This is a genomic window from Delftia sp. HK171 (genome assembly GCF_001886655.1).
Lineage (GTDB): Bacteria > Pseudomonadota > Gammaproteobacteria > Burkholderiales > Burkholderiaceae_C > Comamonas > Comamonas acidovorans.
In genome coordinates this window covers 3,540,163-3,553,264 of the sequence record NZ_CP018101.1, presented here as the reverse complement: position 1 = coordinate 3,553,264, position 13,102 = coordinate 3,540,163, and the positions used below count along the sequence as shown (strand labels likewise).

9 protein-coding genes are annotated in these 13,102 nt (G+C 65.8%); 3 read left to right on the top strand and 6 right to left on the bottom strand.

Annotated elements, in window-relative coordinates; translation table 11 throughout:
- Positions 1 to 18: 18 nt before the first annotated feature.
- Entirely contained in the window at positions 19 to 810 is a 792-nt protein-coding gene (locus BO996_RS16035) for an outer membrane protein assembly factor BamD (protein ID WP_012205336.1), read from the top strand.
- Here BO996_RS16035 and BO996_RS16030 read toward each other — a convergent pair.
- Entirely contained in the window at positions 773 to 2,950 is a 2,178-nt protein-coding gene (locus BO996_RS16030; protein ID WP_071955587.1) for an ATP-dependent DNA helicase, read from the bottom strand. The two genes, BO996_RS16035 and BO996_RS16030, sit on opposite strands and share 38 nt — an antisense overlap.
- A 136-nt stretch (positions 2,951 to 3,086) precedes the next feature.
- Here BO996_RS16030 and BO996_RS16025 point away from each other — a divergent pair, with 136 nt between their 5' ends.
- Positions 3,087 to 3,857, top strand: coding sequence for a PP2C family protein-serine/threonine phosphatase (locus BO996_RS16025; protein WP_012205334.1), 771 nt, complete (start codon positions 3,087 to 3,089; stop codon positions 3,855 to 3,857).
- A gap of 9 nt (positions 3,858 to 3,866) precedes the next feature.
- Here BO996_RS16025 and BO996_RS16020 read toward each other — a convergent pair whose 3' ends face one another.
- From BO996_RS16020 to BO996_RS16000, 5 genes are all read right to left on the bottom strand, one after another.
- Positions 3,867 to 4,586, bottom strand: a complete 720-nt coding sequence (locus tag BO996_RS16020) for a hypothetical protein (RefSeq protein WP_071957128.1) — start codon at positions 4,584 to 4,586, stop codon at positions 3,867 to 3,869.
- Positions 4,587 to 4,626: 40 nt separating this feature from the next.
- On the bottom strand, positions 4,627 to 5,730 hold the full coding sequence (gene zapE / locus BO996_RS16015; RefSeq protein WP_013802657.1) for a cell division protein ZapE: 1,104 nt from the start codon (positions 5,728 to 5,730) through the stop codon (positions 4,627 to 4,629).
- 97 nt (positions 5,731 to 5,827) lie between these two features.
- Positions 5,828 to 7,255, bottom strand: coding sequence for a dihydrolipoyl dehydrogenase (gene lpdA, locus BO996_RS16010; protein ID WP_013802658.1), 1,428 nt, complete (start codon positions 7,253 to 7,255; stop codon positions 5,828 to 5,830).
- 90 nt (positions 7,256 to 7,345) lie between these two features.
- Positions 7,346 to 8,611, bottom strand: coding sequence for a 2-oxoglutarate dehydrogenase complex dihydrolipoyllysine-residue succinyltransferase (odhB, locus tag BO996_RS16005; RefSeq protein ID WP_013802659.1), 1,266 nt, complete (start codon positions 8,609 to 8,611; stop codon positions 7,346 to 7,348).
- 54 nt (positions 8,612 to 8,665) lie between these two features.
- Positions 8,666 to 11,545 (bottom strand): 2-oxoglutarate dehydrogenase E1 component, encoded by a 2,880-nt coding sequence (locus tag BO996_RS16000; RefSeq protein WP_013802660.1) that lies wholly within the window; start codon positions 11,543 to 11,545, stop codon positions 8,666 to 8,668.
- A gap of 231 nt (positions 11,546 to 11,776) precedes the next feature.
- Here BO996_RS16000 and BO996_RS15995 point away from each other — a divergent pair, with 231 nt between their 5' ends.
- Entirely contained in the window at positions 11,777 to 12,940 is a 1,164-nt protein-coding gene (locus tag BO996_RS15995; RefSeq protein ID WP_071955586.1) for an AI-2E family transporter, read from the top strand.
- Positions 12,941 to 13,102 lie beyond the last annotated feature (162 nt).

Here is a 13,102-nt window from a genome sequence, read left to right as displayed (position 1 = left end):
GCCCGAGAAACGTCCACCATGCAGCGTATTCCCCTGTCCATCGTTCCCGCCATGCTGGTCGCAGGCGTTCTGACAGCCTGCTCCAGTACGCAGCAAGACCCTACTGCCAAGTGGACCCCGGACCGCATCTATACCGAGGCCCGCGACGAAGCCGCCTCCGGCGCGTTCGACAAGGCCGTTCCGCTGTTCGAGAAGCTCGAAGGCCGTGCCGCCGGCACGCCCCTGGCCCAGCAGGCCCAGCTCGACAAGGCCTATGCCCAGTACAAGAGCGGCGACAAGATCCAGGCCACCGCCACGCTGGACCGCTTCCTGAAGCTGCATCCGGCCAGCCCCGCCACCGACTACGCCCTCTACCTGAAGGGCCTGGTCAACTTCAATGACAACCTGGGCATGTTCTCCTGGCTGTCACGCCAGGATCTGTCCGAGCGTGACCAGAAGGCCGCCAAGGACTCGTTCGAGTCCTTCCGCGAACTTGTGACGCGCTTTCCCGAGTCGCGCTACGCCGAGGATTCGCGGCTGCGCATGCAGTACATCGTCAACTCTCTGGCGCAGTACGAAGTGCATGTGGCCCGCTACTACTACGGACGCGGCGCCTACGTGGCCGCCATCGCGCGCGCGCAGACGGCCGTCAAGGACTACCAGGGCGTGCCCGCCGTGCGCGAGGCCATGCAGATCCTGGTGAATTCATACGACGCCCTGGGCATGACGCAGTTGCGCGACGACGCGCAACGCGTGCTGACCGCCTCCTACGGCCAGGAGTCCGACCAGGACCTCACGGCAAAGCAGAAGTCGTGGTGGAAGCTGTGGTGATCTGCGGCGCAGGCTGCGCCAGCGCCTGCAGGGCCTGAACAAAGGCCGCCTCGTCCACCAGAGTCCGCATGGGCGGCAGCGCGGCACGCAGCCGCCGCCCGTAACCCATGGTGGCCAACCGGGAATCACAGACCACGAGCACGCCGCGATCCGTCTCACGCCGGATCAGGCGGCCAGCGCCCTGCTTGAGCGCCATGGCGGCCTCGGGCAGCATGTAGTCGGCAAAGGCCTGACGCCCCACGGACTCCAGACTGCGCGAACGCGCCTCGACCAGCGGATCGTCGGGCGGCGGAAACGGCAGCTTGTCGATGACCACCAGCTGCAGCGCATCGCCCGGCAGGTCCACCCCCTCCCAGAAAGTGGCCGAGGCCACGAGAATGCAGCCCCGCCCCGGGCTTGCGCCCGCGCCTTGCGTGCCCTCCTTGCCTTCTCCGGCCGCGATAAAGCGCTCGATCAAGGCCAGCTTGGGCGCCTGCCCCTGGACCAGCACATCGAGTTCACCAAACAGCCCCAGCGACTGCTGCAGCGCATCGCCTATGGCGTGCAGCGCCCGCAGCGTGGTCGTCAGCACCAGCGTGCGCCCGCCCAGGCGCTGGGCGGCATCCAGCGCCAGGCGCGCCACCTCGGTGCTGTGCGTGGCACTGCCGGCCTGGGCGAAGGGCCGGGGCACGTAGAGCGCTGCCTGCCTCGCATAGTCAAAGGGACTGTCCACGCGCAGCACCTGGGCCTCGCGCAGGCCGCAGGGCTCGGTGAACCAGCTCAGGCGCTCGTCGTCACCCAGCGTGGCCGAGGTGAAGATCCACGCGGTGCCCGAGGGCTGCCGGGGCAGGCCTGCAGCTTCGTGAACGGGCGCGCCTTCTTCCTGTTCTTGTGGCTCGGGCTCGGGCTGTGCATCCTCTCGCTCCTGGTCCTCCGATCCCTCCTGCTCCTGCGTCAACCCCAGCAGCCGCGTGCGCATGATGTGCGCAATGGTCAGCGGAGACTCCAGCATGCGCATCTGCTGGCTGCCCAGCTCCAGCCAGCGCACCGTGTCCTGCACGGCGGCAGCGGCAAAGGTGGCCAGGCGCCGCAGCAGCTCGTTGCCGCGCTCGAACAGCCTGCGCAGTTCGGGGTCGCTGACCTGCAGTTGCACCAGCGGTTCCAGCAATGCCCGCAGGCTACGCCCCAGTGTGACCAGGGCGGTGCGCCAGCGCTGCGCGTCCAACCCCTGCGGCGTCACGCCCTGCCAGGGCAGGCGCCCGCCCACCGGGGGCTTGCCTGCCGCCAGGCGCAGCTCGCGCAAGGCCTGCTCCACACGTGCCGAAAGCTGCATCCAGTCGGCCATGCCGCGCGCCAGTTCCTGGCCGGCGCGCAGCACATCGCGGGCATAGCCCGTCAGTTGCTGGCCCGACAGGCTCTGGCCCGCGAACTGCACGCCGGTGTCGTTGAGCTGGTGGGCCTCGTCCACCACGACCACGCCCACGCTGGGCAGCAACTGGGCCACGCCCGACTCGCGCACATCCAGGTCGGCAAACATCAGGTGGTGGTTGATGACCACCACGTCGGCCTCCAGCGCAGCGCGGCGGGCCACGTTGACATGGCAGTCCTGCCAATGCGGGCAGTCGGAACCCAGGCAATTGTCGCGTGTGGAAGTGACCAGGGGCAGCGCGGGCGATCGCTCATCCAGCGCGGGCAACTCGCCCAGGTCGCCCGTGCGCGTGGTGCGTGCCCATCGCTCGACCAGGGCCACGCTGCGCAGCACCTGCGGGTCCTGCGGCGCCGTGCGGCCCTGGCGCACACGCTCCAGCCGCTCCATGCACAGGTAGGCGCTGCGGCCCTTGAGGCGCGCCATGCGCAGCGGCATGCCCAACGCGGCAACGAGGCGCGGCAGATCGCGGGCATACAGCTGATCCTGCAGCGCGCGCGTGGCCGTGGACACCAGCACGCGCTGGCCGCTGAGCAGGGCCGGCACCAGGTAGGCATAGGTCTTGCCCACGCCCGTGCCGGCCTCGACCACCAGGGTCTGGCGCTGCTCTATGGCCTGGGCCACGGCCAGGGCCATGCGGGTCTGCCCCTCACGCGGCAGGAATAGCGCCTCGGCGCGCGACAGCAGGCCTTGCGGCGCGAAGGCCGCCTGCACGGCGGCGGTCAGGGAATGCAAAGGGCGGGTCCGTTTGTTGAAAAAGAGAGCACCGCCGGGGTGCGGCGGGCCAGCGCCGGGGACGGTGCTCCGATAATATGCGCCATGACATTGGTGTGCCCATCCACCGCCCCAAGAGCCCACCAAACCAGAGACCATGCAGCCAGCGTACCGACTCCAAGCCGCCACAGGCATCCATCGCGGTGACAGGCAATACCAGCAAGACCAGGTGATGCTCATGGCCCACCCCTATGTACACGGCTGCCTGCTGGGCGTGCTGGCCGACGGCATGGGCGGGCGCAGTGGCGGGCGCAAGGCCTCCGACCAGGTCATGCTCACGGCGCGCCAGCTGTTCGAGCGCTTCGAGCCGGGCAAGGAAGACTGCACGGCGCTGCTGGAGAGCATCGTCCACGAGTCGCACATGGTGATCCGGCTGACGGCCATTTCGGCCGAGCAGGAGCCGCACAGCACCATTGCCGCCTTCGTGCTGCTGCCCCAGGGCCGCTGCCACTGGGTGCATTCGGGCGATTCGCGCATCTACCACTACCAGGGCGCGACCATGGTCCACCGCACCAAGGACCACTCCTACGTCCAGTCCCTGGTGGACAGGGGAGAACTCACTGAATTCGAGGCCCATGTGCACCCCAAGTCCAACATCCTGCTGGGCTGCCTGGGCACCGAGGCCGAGCCGCCCATGAGCCACCACGTGATCGAGCACGTGCACCCGGGCACCACGCTCATGGCCTGCAGCGACGGCGTCTGGCACTACTACACGGCGGAGGAACTGGGCACCGTGCTCAACGCGCTCACGCCGCGCGAGGCCACGGAATTCCTGATCGACAAGGCACGCGTGCGCGCCCAGGGCGGGGGTGACAACCTGTCGCTGGTGGTGCTCAAGCTCGAGGCACTGGAGCCGGTGACGGCCTGACCACCGGACTCAGGGCGCGGGAGGCGCAGGCAGTGGCGCTGCCTGCGGGCCGCGTTCACGGGCGGCATCGGCGGCGCGGGCCTTGCGCTCGGCAGCCTCTTTTTGCTTGGCCTCGAACTGGGCGCGGGCGGCAGCTCGCCGCTCCTGCTCCTGCGCAGACTCGCGCTGCTCGATCTGCGCCTGGCGATCACGCTGGTGGCTGGCCTGCTGGGCTGCGCGCTGCTGTGCGTCCTGGGCACGCTGGGCCCTGATGGCCTGGGTGTCGCGCTGGGCGGCCGGTGGCCGCTCCTTGGCTTGCATGGACGAGGCGGCCTTCTGCGCCTTCTTGGCCTCGATATCCTCAAGGCGCTGGGCGGCGCGCTCCTTGCGCTCCTCGTCGTTGATCTGCAGCTCGCGTTCGCGCAGCGGCTTGTCCTGCTCACGGGCCTCTTCGCGCGCCTGCCTGAGGCAGTCTTCCACGGCAAAGCGCTGGTAGCACTCGGACTCCAGGGCCGTGCGCCGCCTGTCGATGACGGCACGCTGGGCCGCGATCTCGGCGCGTGCGGCCTTGCGCTCGGCCTGGACCTGCTTTGCAGCCTGGGCGCGCTCCTGCCGCGCATCGGCATCGCTATCCGCGCCAGCCTCCGCAGCCATGGCCGGGCCGGCCAGCACAAGGCAGGCCAGCGCAGCGCCCAGGGGAGCGGGCAGTTTCTTCAAAAGGGCGAAAGCAGAGGTAGGCAGTTTCAGCATGTACAGGTCCGGCAAACGACGCCAGCGGCCGGGACCGGCCTCAGGTCAGGCTGGTGTCCACCACACGGCGCTCCAGCGCCAGGAATTCCTTGGACTGCATCTCGTTCAGGCGCGAGACGGTACGGGGGAACTCATGGGCCAGCGGGCCCTCAGTGTAAAGCTGCTCGGGCGGCACGGCGGCCGAGATGACCAGCTTGACCCTGCGGTCGTACAACACGTCCACCAGCCAGGTGAAGCGCCGCGCGGGCGATGCCATGTTGACCGGCATATAGGGCACGTCGGACAGCAGCACGGTGTGGAACTGGCTCGCGATCTCCAGGTAGTCGTTCTGCGACCGCGGGCCGCCGCACAGCTCGCGGAAGTCGAACCAGACCACGCCACCGGCGCGGCGGCGCGCACGGATCTCGCGCGCCTCGATGTGCAGCACCGGGTCTTCGTCCTTGACTTCGGCCAGCTTGTCGAAGGTTTCGGTCATGGCCGCATCGGCCTGTGCACCCAGGGGCGTGTGATAGAGCCGGGCGTTTTCCAGCGTGCGGCGGCGGTAGTCCGTGCCGTTGTCCACGTTGACGACTTCCATGCGCTCGTTGAGCAGGTCGATGGCCGGCAGGATGCGGTCGCGGTGCAGGCCGCCCGGGTACAGCTCGTCGGGCTTGAAGTTGGAGGTGGTGACAAAGCCCACGCCGTTGGCGAACAGCGAGACCAGCAGCCGGTGCAGGATCATCGCGTCCGTGATGTCGGCCACGTGGAATTCGTCGAAGCAGATCAGCTTGTACTTCTTGGAGATGCGCGCACCCAGCACGTCCAGCGGGTTCTGCGTGCCCTGCAGCACGGCGAGCTCGCGGTGGACCTCGCGCATGAATTCGTGGAAATGCAGGCGCACCTTGCGCCTGAGCGGCACGGCGTTGAAGAAGCAGTCCATGAGAAAGCTCTTGCCGCGCCCCACCCCGCCGTACATGTAGACGCCGCGGGGAATCTCGGGATGGTTGATGAGCTTCTTGAAGGCGTTGGAGCGGCGCTGGCGGTAGACCGCCCAGTCGTCGGCACAGCGCTGCAGCGCCTCGACGGCGCGCAACTGCGCAGGATCACTGTGAAAGCCCTTGGCTACCAGTTCGGCCTCGTAGGCCTCTCGCACTGAAACGCTCATGCAGCATCAACCATTCGCTATGTATTCAGAAGCTGAAAACGCTTGCAGGGCAAGCGCTTTCAGGTCTTTGGCTTGGGCTAGATGGCTAGCCTGGCACTCAGAAATTCAGAGTGCGCTTGTCAACGGCGAGGGCCGCTTCCTTGGTGGCCTCGGACAGCGAGGGGTGGGCGTGGCAGATGCGGGCGATGTCTTCGCTCGATGCCTTGAACTCCATGGCGACCACGGCTTCGGAGATCAGCTCCGAGACCATCGGGCCGACCATGTGCACGCCCAGGATTTCGTCGGTCTCGGCATCGGCCAGGAACTTGACCATGCCCGTGGTATCGCCCAGGGCGCGCGCACGGCCGTTGGCCAGGAAGGGGAAGGTGCCAGCCTTGTACTTGACGCCCTGCTCCTTCAGTTGCTGCTCGGTGCGGCCCACCCATGCGATTTCGGGGCTGGTGTAGATCACCCAGGGAATGGTGCCGAAGTTCACATGGCCATGCTGGCCAGCAATGCGCTCGGCCACGGCCACGGCCTCTTCCTCGGCCTTGTGCGCCAGCATCGGGCCGCGCACCACGTCGCCCACGGCCCAGACGCCGGGCAGGCTGGTCTTGCAGTCGTCATCGACCACGACGCAGCCGCGCTCGTCCAGTGCCAGGCCCACGGCCTCGGCATTGAGGCCGGCCGTGTTGGCGGTGCGGCCGATGGAGATGATCAGCTTGTCGGCCTCCAGCGCCTGGGCTTCACCCTTGGCGTTGGTGTAGGCGATGGACACGCCCTTCTTGCCGCTCTTGATTTCGCCGATCTTCACGCCCAGCTCGATCTTCAGGCCCTGCTTGTCGAACGCCTTCTTGGCTTCCTTGGCGATCTGCTCGTCCACGGCGGACAGGAACTTGTCCATGCCTTCGAGCACGACCACTTCCGTGCCCAGGCGGCGCCAGACCGAGCCCATTTCCAGGCCGATCACGCCGGCGCCGATCAGGGCCAGCTTCTTGGGGGCCTTGCCCAGGCGCAGGGCGCCGTCGTTGGACAGGATGTTCTCTTCATCGAAGGGCACGCCGGGCAGCGCGCGGGCGCTGGAGCCCGTGGCGACCACGATCTGCTTGCCCGTCAGCACTTCCTCTTCCTTGCCGGCAACCTTGATCTCGTAGCCGCCCTCGACCGCCTTGACGAACGAGCCACGGCCGTGGAAGAAGGTGACCTTGTTCTTCTTGAACAGGTACAGGATGCCGTCGTTGTTCTGCTTCACGACCGCATCCTTGCGGGCGATCATCTTGGCCACGTCCATCTCGACCTTGCCGGTGGAGATGCCATGGTCGGCAAAGTGCAGATTGGCGTGCTCGAAGTGCTCGGACGACTGCAGCAGGGCCTTGGAGGGAATGCAGCCCACGTTGGTGCAGGTGCCGCCCGGAGCGGCGCCGCCAGCGGCGTTCTTCCACTCGTCGATACAGGCCACGTTGAAGCCCAGTTGTGCGGCACGGATGGCGGCGATGTAGCCGCCAGGGCCCGCGCCGATGACGATGACGTCGAATTGCTTGCTCATTTCAGGAATCTCTTGTCTGTGATGCATGAAAAAACCCACCGCAGGGCACGCGGCCAAGGGTGGGTTTTCGTCGTGTCGAACCCTGTGGAATTACAGGTCGAACAGCAGGCGCGAAGGATCTTCCAGCGCGTCCTTCATGGCCACCAGGCCCAGCACGGCTTCGCGGCCGTCGATGATGCGGTGGTCATAGGACATGGCCAGATAGTTCATCGGGCGGACCACGACCTGGCCGTTCTCGACCATGGCGCGGTCCTTGGTGGCGTGCACGCCCAGGATGGCCGACTGGGGCGGGTTGATGATGGGGGTGGACATCATCGAGCCGAAGGTGCCACCGTTGGAGATGGAGAAGGTGCCGCCGGTCATGTCTTCAATGCCCAGCTTGCCGTCTGCCGCCTTCTTGCCGAATTCAGCAATCTTCTTTTCGATGTCGGCGAAGCTCATCTGGTCTGCATTGCGCAGGATGGGCACCACCAGGCCACGGGGCGAACCCACGGCGATACCGATGTCGAAGTAGCCGTGGTAGACGATGTCGTTGCCGTCCACGGAAGCATTGAGCACGGGGTACTTCTTCAGGGCGTGCACTGCCGCCTTGACGAAGAAGGACATGAAGCCCAGCTTGGTGCCGTGTTCCTTGGTGAAGGCGTCCTGGAACTTCTTGCGCAGATCCATCACCGGGGCCATGTTCACTTCGTTGAACGTGGTCAGGATGGCGTTGGTGGACTGCGACTGCAACAGGCGCTCGGCCACGCGGGCACGCAGGCGGCTCATGGGCACGCGCTGCTCGGGACGGCCGCTGAGGTCTTCCTTGGCAGCGGGAGCCGACACCTGGGGCAGCGCCTTGGTGGGCACGCCGGTGGGGATGACGGCAGCCGTGGACTGCACGCCGCCCTTGACGGCGGCCAGGGCGTCGCCCTTGGTCACGCGGCCATCCTTGCCGGAGCCAGCCACGTTGGCGGCCGACAGGTTGTTCTCGGCCAGCAGCTTGGCAGCGGCGGGCATGGCGACATCGCCCTTGCTGCCGCCAGTGGCAGCAGCAGCGGCGGGAGCAGCAGCAGGCGCTGCGGCAGCGGGAGCGGCGGCTGCGGCAGGAGCGGCAGCGGCCACGCCGGCCACGCCTTCGGTGTCGATCTTGGCGATCAGCTGCTCGGCCACCACGGTGGCGCCGTCACCTTGCACGATCTCGGCCAGCACGCCAGCGGCGGGTGCGGGCACTTCGAGCACGACCTTGTCGGTTTCGATTTCGATGAGGATCTCATCGATTGCAACCGCTTCGCCGGCCTTCTTCTTCCAGGTCAGCATGGTGGCCTCAGCGATGGACTCGGACAGCTGGGGAACTTTGACTTCAACGATAGCCATTTGTGATTCTTTCCAAAAGTGTTCTGTACTGATACGTAGCGGGTGGGGGCTGCCTTACTTGTTCAGGACAAAACCCTTGAGCTTGGAGAACGCGCCTTCCACCAGGGCCTTTTGCTGCTCCTGGTGCAGGTGTGCGTAACCCACGGCGGGCGATGCCGAGGCAGCGCGGCCGGAGTAGCCCAGCTTCTGGCCATCGAGCATGTTCTCGTGGATGTAGTGCTGCACGAAGAACCAGGCGCCCTGGTTCTGCGGCTCGTCCTGGCACCAGACGATCTCGGTGGCGTTGCCGAACTTCTTGAGTTCAGCGGCGAAGGCCTTGTGCGGGAAGGGGTACAGCTGTTCGACGCGGATGATGGCGACGTCCTTGCTTTCCTTCTCGGCGCGCTTCTTGACCAGGTCGTAGTAGACCTTGCCCGAGCATGCGATCACGCGCTTGACCTTGGCCGCGTTCTTCACGACGGCTTCGTCCTGCTCGGGGATCACGGTCTGGAAACCACCGCTGGTGAATTCGGACAGCGGCGAGGTCGCATCCTTGTTACGCAGCAGCGACTTGGGAGTCATGATGACCAGCGGCTTGCGCAGCGGGCGCACCATCTGGCGACGCAGCACGTGGAAGATCTGGCTGGCCGTGGTGGGCTGCACGATCTGCATGTTGGCGTCGGCGGCCAGCTGCATGAAGCGCTCCAGGCGTGCCGAGCTGTGCTCGGGGCCCTGGCCTTCATAGCCGTGCGGCAGCATCAGCGTCAGGCCGTTGATGCGACCCCACTTGACTTCACCGGAGGCGATGAACTGGTCGATCACCACCTGGGCGCCGTTGGCGAAGTCGCCGAACTGGGCTTCCCAGATCACCAGGGTGTTGGGATCGTTCGACGCATAGCCGTACTCGAAGCCCAGCACGGCCTCTTCGGACAGGATGGAGTCGATGACGGTGAACGGAGCCTGGCTGTCGGCCACGTTCTGCAGCGGGATGTAGGTGCCTTCGCTCCACTTTTCACGCTTTTGGTCATGGATGACCGAGTGGCGGTGGGTGAAGGTGCCGCGGCCGCAGTCCTCGCCCGACAGGCGCACGGGGTAGCCCGATGCGACCAGCGATGCGAAGGCCATGTGCTCGCCCATGCCCCAGTCCACGTTGACATCGCCGCGGCCCATGGCTGCGCGGTCGTCATAGACCTTCTTGACCAGCGCGTGCGGGGTCACGGTCTCGGGGATCGTGGTGATGCGTTCGGCCAGGCGCTTCCATTCGGTCAGCGGGATGGCGGTGTCGCCAGCGTCGGTCCAGGTCTTGCCCAGGAACGGGCTCCAGTCCACGGCGTACTTGCTCTTGAAGTTCGTCAGCACCGGGTCCACGGTGTGGCGGCCTTCGTCCATGGCGGCGCGGTAGGCCTTGGCCATATCGTCGCCCAGCGATTCGCCCAGGCCTTGCGTGGCCAGCTTGTCGGCGTACAGCTTGCGGGTGCCGGGGTGGGCGCCGATCTTCTTGTACATCAGCGGCTGGGTCAGGGCAGGCGTGTCCTGCTCGTTGTGGCCCAGCTTGCGGAAGCATACGATGTCCACGACCACGTCCTTGGAGAATTCCATGCGGAATTCCAGCGCCAGCTGCACGGCCAGTGCCACGGCTTCCGGATCATCGCCGTTCACGTGCAGCACGGGCGACTCGATCATCTTGACGATGTCGGTGCAGTACAGCGTGGAGCGGGTATCGCGCGGATCGGAGGTGGTGAAGCCGATCTGGTTGTTGATGATGATGTGCACCGTGCCGCCCGTGGTGTAGCCACGGGTCTGGGCCAGCGCCAGGGTTTCCTGGTTCACGCCCTGGCCGGCAAAGGCGGCATCGCCGTGCACCAGCACGGGCAGCACTTGCTTGCCGTGCGGGTCGTCGCGGCGGTCCATGCGCGAGCGCACCGAGCCTTCGACCACGGGGTTGACGATTTCCAAGTGCGAGGGATTGAAGGCCAGCGACAGGTGGACAGGGCCGCCAGCGGTGGACACATCGGAGCTGAAGCCCTGGTGGTACTTCACGTCACCCGAGGGCAGATCTTCGGGAGCGGTGTGATCGAACTCGGCGAACAGGTCCTTCGGCATCTTGCCCAGGGTGTTGACCAGCACGTTCAGGCGGCCGCGGTGGGCCATGCCGATCACGACTTCCTGCACGCCCTTCTGGCCGGCAGCGTTGATCAGCTCGTCCATGGCGACGATGAAGCTTTCGCCACCTTCCAGCGAGAAGCGCTTTTGGCCGACGTACTTGGTGTGCAGGTAGCGTTCCAGGCCTTCGGCAGCCGTCAGGCGGTCGAGGATGCGCTTTTTCTGGCTGGCGTCAAAGCTGGGCTTGGTACGGCTGGTTTCCAGCTTTTGCTGCCACCAGCGCTTTTGCGTCTGGTCGGTGGCATACATGTACTCGGTGCCCAGGGTGCCGCAGTAGGTCTCGCGCAGCGCGTTCATCAGCTCGCGCAGCGACATGCTTTCCTTGCCGAAGAAGGTGTTGCTCGTGTTGAACACCGTTTCCTGGTCGGCATCGGTGAAGCCGTAGAACGACGGCTCCAGCTCGGGAATTTCGGGGCGCTCGGTGCGCTTGAGGGGATCGAGATCGGCCCAGCGTGCGCCGACATTGCGGTAGGCGGCGATCAGCTGCTGGACGGCGGTGCGCTTGCGGCCCAGCTCGGAGTCGGCGCCGGAGGCCACGACCACCTTGGTGCCGCCTTGCTTGGCGCGCTCGGCGAAAGCGTTGATGACGGGCTGGTGCGGGACGTCCTTGGAGTCCGTGCCGTCGACTGCGGGCACATGTTGCAGTGCATCAAAGTACTCGCGCCAGGAATCCGGCACGCTACCGGGGTTGGCCAGGTAGTTCTCGTACATTTCTTCGACGTAGGGGGCATTGCCGCCGAAGAGGTAAGTATTGCCTTGATAGGCTTGGTAGACCGACGTCTGATCGCTCATATTGCGCTGACCTCCGCCTCCCTGAAGGAGGCATTAGCTGGTTTGTAGAACCTTCCGCGACACGGCTGTACCGATTGGCGGATGCGACTGTGGCTGGGGAAGGGCCTGGTTGCGACCGCCATTGTGCCACCGTTCAAACATCGCAGCAGGGCAGTTACCAAGCGATTACCTGGACCCTCCGGGAGTTCCCGCAGTCGCGTACATTGGCGCATCTTCCGAACGGACCGACAGATGAACCTGCTGCCCTTACACAAACGCACTTTCATGCTGCTGCTGATCGCGGCGACCATAGGCTTCGGTGCCGTGCTCTGGGAATTCATGGGGGCCATCTTCTGGGGCGTCGCCCTGGCCATCCTGTTCTCGCCGCTGCACCGGCGCCTGCTGGCGCGCATGCCCCGGCGCACCAATCTCGCCGCCCTGTCCACCCTGCTGCTGTGCCTGGTCGTGGCCATCCTGCCGCTGGCGCTGATCGGCGCCTCCCTGGTGCGCGAGGCCTCGTTGATCTATGAGCGCGTCAACAGCGGCAACCTGGATGCAGGCACCTATCTGCAACAGATCATGGACGCCCTGCCCTCCTGGGTCACACCCTGGCTGGAGCGGTTGCACCTGGGTTCGCTGGCCGAGCTGCAGGACAAGCTGTCCAGCATCGCCATGCAGGCCTCCAAGCTGGCCGCCACCAAGGCGCTGGGCATAGGGCAGAACACGTTCGGCTTCCTGGTGGGCTTTTGCGTGATGCTGTACCTGCTGTTTTTCCTGCTGCGCGACGGCCGTGACCTGACCCAGCGCATCCGCATGGCGATTCCGCTGCAGGCCGACCACAAGGCCGAACTGTCGAGCAAGTTCACCACCGTGATCCGTGCCACCGTCAAGGGGAACCTGGCCGTGGCGGCCGCCCAGGGCGCGCTGGGCGGGCTGATCTTCTGGATTCTGGGCATCCAGGGGCCCGTGCTGTGGGGCGTGGTGATGGCCTTCCTGTCGCTGCTGCCCGCCGTGGGCGCCGGCCTGATCTGGGCCCCTGTGGCCATCTACTTCCTGGCCACCGGTGCCATGGGCAAGGGTCTGATCCTGATCGCCTACGGCGTGCTGGTGATCGGACTGGTGGACAACGTGCTGCGCCCCTTGCTGGTGGGCAAGGACACGAAGATGCCCGACTACATCGTGCTGATCTCGACGCTGGGCGGCATGGCTCTCTTCGGACTGACGGGTTTTGTGATAGGCCCCGTGATCGCGGCCCTGTTCATGGCGATCTGGGACATGTTCTCGCGCATGCAAGTGCAGGATGAGGAAAAGCGCCGCCAACTTGCCCAGGCAGGTTTGGCGCATGCTGAATATCAGGCATCGGATGATATGGACCTCAAGCAAGCACCGCACGATCCGCGCCCGCCGGCACGCTGAGCCTGCTCCGGCCCCTCCCTCTGGACGGGGGCCGGAAATCCATTTCCAGGCATTCAATGGGTGCAAATGGATCGCATTCGCGCAATAGCCTGGATCCATCGACCTCATTCATCCACTCAATGAATGGCGGATTGATATAAAACAAAATGTCCGAAGCCCTGA

Bases quoted from the DNA above. Each gene is read 5' to 3' on its own strand.
- BO996_RS16035 (WP_012205336.1), top strand. From the start codon at position 19: ATGCAGCGTATTCCCCTGTCCATCGTTCCCGCCATGCTGGTCGCAGGC.
- BO996_RS16025 (WP_012205334.1), top strand. From the start codon at position 3,087: ATGCAGCCAGCGTACCGACTCCAAGCCGCCACAGGCATCCATCGCGGT.
- BO996_RS16020 (WP_071957128.1), bottom strand. From the start codon at position 4,586: ATGCTGAAACTGCCTACCTCTGCTTTCGCCCTTTTGAAGAAACTGCCC.
- zapE (WP_013802657.1), bottom strand. From the start codon at position 5,730: ATGAGCGTTTCAGTGCGAGAGGCCTACGAGGCCGAACTGGTAGCCAAG.
- lpdA (WP_013802658.1), bottom strand. From the start codon at position 7,255: ATGAGCAAGCAATTCGACGTCATCGTCATCGGCGCGGGCCCTGGCGGC.
- odhB (WP_013802659.1), bottom strand. From the start codon at position 8,611: ATGGCTATCGTTGAAGTCAAAGTTCCCCAGCTGTCCGAGTCCATCGCT.
- BO996_RS16000 (WP_013802660.1), bottom strand. From the start codon at position 11,545: ATGAGCGATCAGACGTCGGTCTACCAAGCCTATCAAGGCAATACTTAC.
- BO996_RS15995 (WP_071955586.1), top strand. From the start codon at position 11,777: ATGAACCTGCTGCCCTTACACAAACGCACTTTCATGCTGCTGCTGATC.